This window comes from Peribacillus sp. 05N428 (genome assembly GCF_056397085.1).
Genome location: NZ_JBFTMS010000089.1, coordinates 1 through 4,515 on the forward strand (window position 1 = coordinate 1; position 4,515 = coordinate 4,515).

Genomic DNA, 4,515 nt, shown 5'->3' on the forward strand with positions numbered 1-4,515 from the left:
ACGCTTCCTCCAGCCCTTACCTCACGATAAGTACCTTGCGCTTCCTTAGTGGTTGGTCGATGTGTACCCCCACAGTGGACTTTCACCACCTAGATAGATGCCATGCCTGGCACACAAGAAAAAGCTGCCTTAAAGACAGCTCCGATCTTTAGCTAACGCACCCGTTCGTTGCATTAATCGAGTAATCTTCTATTGATAAATACGTACGTAATTGTTAATAAAACCAACATAGCAATTATAAGAACCGTTCCTTCATAAGGATAGTCAATGAAACTATTGATAACTGCTAACAATCCAAAAGGAAGAAAAAAAAACCCACCTGTTACTGTACCTAACAAAGACTTATTTTTAATCATTTTTTCATTAAATCCAGCTAACAACCAGGTTTGTTTTTTCACAGCTACTAAGTAAGACACAAGTAAAAGAGCTATACCAATAACCAATAATCCGTAATCCACCTTTACACCTCCCAAGGACAACTTTGTTTCTTATTATTTTTTATACGAATAATAAAGGAAAAAGTTTCCTTTAGTTCAACTATCCTGCCCCTTTAGCTCCATAACAAAAAGAGCTGCCCAAGCAACTCCCTTATTGAAGTAAAGCACCCATTAGTTCGATTCACTTATTTCTAGTATATTCCGGAGTATCACAGAGTGGACGTTCCTCATATTGCTTTTCCTTTGCTAGAATAAAGTAAATCCCAAGAATAAAAGTAATTATTAAAATGACACAAATTACCCAATACATCAAAGGATATTGATATAGTACTGTTGCTGTTGTAACTCCTGAATTCATATCTGTTGTTGTTATTTTATTCTCAACAGGATCATAAAGCATGTCCACAATTAAGTATGTAAAGAAGAAAGAGTAAGAAATATTCCTATCGCACGTTTCATCATTTTCACCTCCTAAAACCGTTAAACTGTATACAGTTTAACGTAAAAACAAAATCCTTCTTCAACTAGCCTGCCCTGTTAGTTCATTAAAAAAAGCGATCCTTTTTAAAGAATCGCGCCCTTTAATGGAATAAGTCGTATCAATGATTGTATAAATAATTAGAAAAACTATTATCCTCCAATTCATCTTATTGAATTTTCCCTCTTTAAATCCCTCCAAATAAGCATTAATACCCTACACCATCATTTTTGATTAATGGTGTAATCAATATGTAAGAAAGGAATGCCAAAGATTCGCATTTTATGATGTGCTGTGAGTATTCCTGCAATTGTTTCATTAATTAAAAAGTGCTCGGATAATGGAAGCTTGAAAAGCACTTTGCCAGCTGCTAAATAAATACCAGAGTCACTTTCTCCCTCGCTCGAAAGAATAAGAGAGCCATCGATAGCGTCAAGCTGTAAAATACCAATCATTGACGAATAAGGAAGAGGAAGTGCTATATTCATATACGTCCTGGCCTCCGTTTTATGCTGAGAATAAATGGCCACAAATACTGTATTCTCCTTCACCTGGCGAATCCATGCGCGTGGATTTTCCCTCCCATCTAGCGTTTGATCAACAGCACGTATTTTATATGTCATTTCAGTACGTTTACTTGAGATGGGCAGGTTCAATTGCTGTAGTTTTGTACTTATCAATTTATAGCACACCGCAAACGGTTTAAACCAAGTTGCCCATTTTACAGAAGCAAATAACCGATACTGATCGGTGTTCTCATAAAAATGGACGATTGTTTTTGGTAAAGTTTTGGTATCAACAAAATCACTTAGTTCATCCACTAGTCCTGGGTGTTGCTTGCCTGCTCCTTTTAACGCACCTCGAATTCGGCTCACTGGGAAATTCCAGACATCCTGCTTCGTTTCAGGAGGCACAAGCACCCAACCGAGTACGCCTAACATGCCAAAAATTAAACAGTTAAATAAGCCATGAAATTTTAGCATAAAATCAATACTAACAAACCAAAGTCCAAACGAATATTTGTCGCATAAAGCACTGAAAATAAGATTGTGATGCCTAGTGCACTGAATGAAAGCCGTATCAATATCGTCTGCAAGTTGGAAAGGAAGCGTGTTCGGTATGCAAGTACGATTAAGGTGTAAATGGCAAATATGTAAAGCAACACAGAGATGAATTCCAGTAACGGCGAAAATGAAATGCCAATGGCGACGAGCATGGGACCTGCTAATATAATTGGCACAATTAATCGATACCATGTTGAATCGTGTAAGCGTCCAAAAAAACCAAGAGATATGGACAATAAAAAGGCAGAGTAATGAAAATGAATAGCTGTTAACCATGTGATTAGTGGACTAAACCCTGTATCAATTCCCGCAATATAAGCAAAGAACCATAGTCCGCCTACAAATAAATACATCATCCCGATATCAATCGATATTTCTGCCCAATTTGTAAAACCACGCTGAAAAAACCGCTTTAGCCCATAACACGCCACAAAAAAGGTTAAAATCATATAAATGAAAGCGAGTACCATCTGTCCTGTACTTGATGGGACAACTTGCAATAATAAGATGGAGAGCATAGCAATCCAATTGAAAATAATATGTTTCACCTTTGTTTCTAATAGTAGCTGGAGCATAAGTGGCACGAAAATCAACTGTGCAGCTGTCAGCATTAACAAATAGGGTTCAGATGTCAAAATGCTGCTTACTATGAAAAAGAACACACCTGCAATGGTGATTGAACTAAACAGTCTGCTCCTTAAATTCGCCTTCATAAGCCATCAACCTTCCTACGATTCGGTTTCGTATATCGACTTGAATCGTAAATACTTCTCGGGTATCATCGTACCCTTCCTCAACGTTCACAACTCCTTCCAATAACCGAAGAATTGGAAACTCTAGGTTACCTATAACGATACGTTGAGGACCAGAGCGAATGTGAATGCGCCCTTCAGGTGTCACCGCAAATTTTAAATCCGAATAAAATAAGCTCGGCTCCCCTAAATAATCCTTCACAACTCTACGCTTTGCATCAACCGTCATAAACGCATTAAAATGCCGAGTAATCTCTTCAAAATAAAAAGTACGCTCCCAATATATTTCTGCCTCACCAGTCGGCAATGATCTACAGGTATTTTTGATCGAAAACGGTACATCCTTCCCGTTTTCGGGAAAAAGAAATTTCCAGCGTGTTGCTAATTTTAAAAAGGGTTTTAGCCAGAAAGCCCCCGTTTCAATCTTTGACATCGTTCCGCCCCCATTAAACGGTTTATCAATTGGTAGGGCATAACGCTCTTGTAGCTTAGGATGAAGTCTTTGAAAATCCTCACCTAAGAGGTCTTGGTAGATTGTCATTATGATTCACCCTTTCTCGTACGCTTGCAACTTGTTGCCGATGGCAAATCAGTTGCGAGTAAGAAGCTAATAATGGAAAGAACCCACAGACTAGCATTAAATGTAATAGGGTTAAACGGGTGTAATGAGAATGAAGGACTGGCGATCAAGGCACTAATGGTCAATACCGGAAAAGCAATCATCTGCAGAACAAGTAAATGTCTTTTCTTACGATAAAGAAGCCAAACCACTGCAAATAAAATCTCGAGAACGCCTATTATCCCTACACCCTTTATAGCAGCAGTCCCCTCCAAGGAAGTTAAACTAGATAGCATCGATACTTCCTCAGGATGTTTGGCAATCATCTTCGGTATTAGCCCATGATAAAGCCAAACAAAGAAAAAGAGCATTGTTACTATAGCGTTAATAATGAAACGTACATACTGTGATCGTGGCGATTCCCCCTTTTCAATCCAGCGTTTTAGCACATCAAAGCTTAGAGCTGTTGCCCACCCCATGATTGGCCGAAAAAAGAGGTCTAAAAACCGTCCAAATAAACCATAACGTACATCATAGTCATATTGGGTGAGAAATGTGGTTCCGTTATCTTTCGGTATATATTGCCAATATCCTTTTCCTTCACAAATTGGCGAAATTTTTTGATCGGTACCAAAGTGAAGAGAAGATGTTTTTGGACCATCCTTCTTATTATGCGTACCGATACTTTTACCCCAGCCAGCGACTTTTACACCACATCCCAATTTCGTTTCATATAAGAAAGATTGCGGATCATCTTCTGATTTTTTCGGTAAATAGGTAATAGAAGAAAAACGCAAATCCCATTGTTCATGTAGTTCAGGCTTTTGAGTCATACGCCATACCTCGTCTATAGTTGCCTGAATTGGAATTTCCACATAGATTGGTTTGTTTTTCATAAATGTCACCTCCATTAATAAAGTAACATAAGTTTCAATACATAATGTTAGAATTTATGAAATCGCTGTAAGAGTGATAGAGTTTGAAAGACAATCTAATAACTTATTTTATTGCTCATTATCTGGCCCATTTGCTGAACAGAGGTCAAACAGCACTCTTCAACTATCCTGCCCCTTTAATTCCATAAGAAACTCCTATGGCGGCGCTCCTCGCCGCCACCATCTACTACGAAAATCTAAACTCAAAATAGAGTCTAACCCATTAACCCCTTGACAATAATGGAAAATAACAATACAACCAGGCTGAACTTTTTTTGGTGGATCTTAAG

The 4,515-nt window shown here is 38.2% G+C and carries 5 protein-coding genes; all 5 read right to left on the minus strand.

Features of this window, described 5'->3' with window-relative positions; translation table 11 throughout:
• Positions 1–173: 173 nt before the first annotated feature.
• Entirely contained in the window at positions 174–458 is a 285-nt protein-coding gene (locus AC1DIV_RS29565) for a DUF3784 domain-containing protein (RefSeq protein ID WP_048687533.1), read from the minus strand.
• Between the two features lie 681 nt (positions 459–1,139).
• A complete protein-coding gene (locus tag AC1DIV_RS29570; RefSeq protein WP_340878394.1) occupies positions 1,140–1,898 on the minus strand; it encodes a hypothetical protein in 759 nt (252 codons plus the stop codon).
• Positions 1,892–2,692 carry a YndJ family protein gene (locus AC1DIV_RS29575; protein ID WP_340878393.1) on the minus strand — a complete coding sequence of 267 codons (801 nt, stop codon included), beginning with the start codon at positions 2,690–2,692 and terminating at the stop codon, positions 1,892–1,894. The genes AC1DIV_RS29570 and AC1DIV_RS29575 overlap by 7 nt, the downstream gene beginning before the upstream one ends.
• The gene (locus AC1DIV_RS29580; protein ID WP_340878391.1) at positions 2,661–3,272 is read right to left on the minus strand and encodes a DUF4166 domain-containing protein; all 612 of its coding nucleotides are present in this window, start codon (positions 3,270–3,272) and stop codon (positions 2,661–2,663) included. Before AC1DIV_RS29580 ends, AC1DIV_RS29575 begins: the two co-directional genes overlap by 32 nt.
• Positions 3,272–4,186 (minus strand): DoxX-like family protein, encoded by a 915-nt coding sequence (locus AC1DIV_RS29585; protein ID WP_340878390.1) that lies wholly within the window; start codon positions 4,184–4,186, stop codon positions 3,272–3,274. Before AC1DIV_RS29585 ends, AC1DIV_RS29580 begins: the two co-directional genes overlap by 1 nt.
• Between the last annotated feature and the right edge of the window lie 329 nt (positions 4,187–4,515).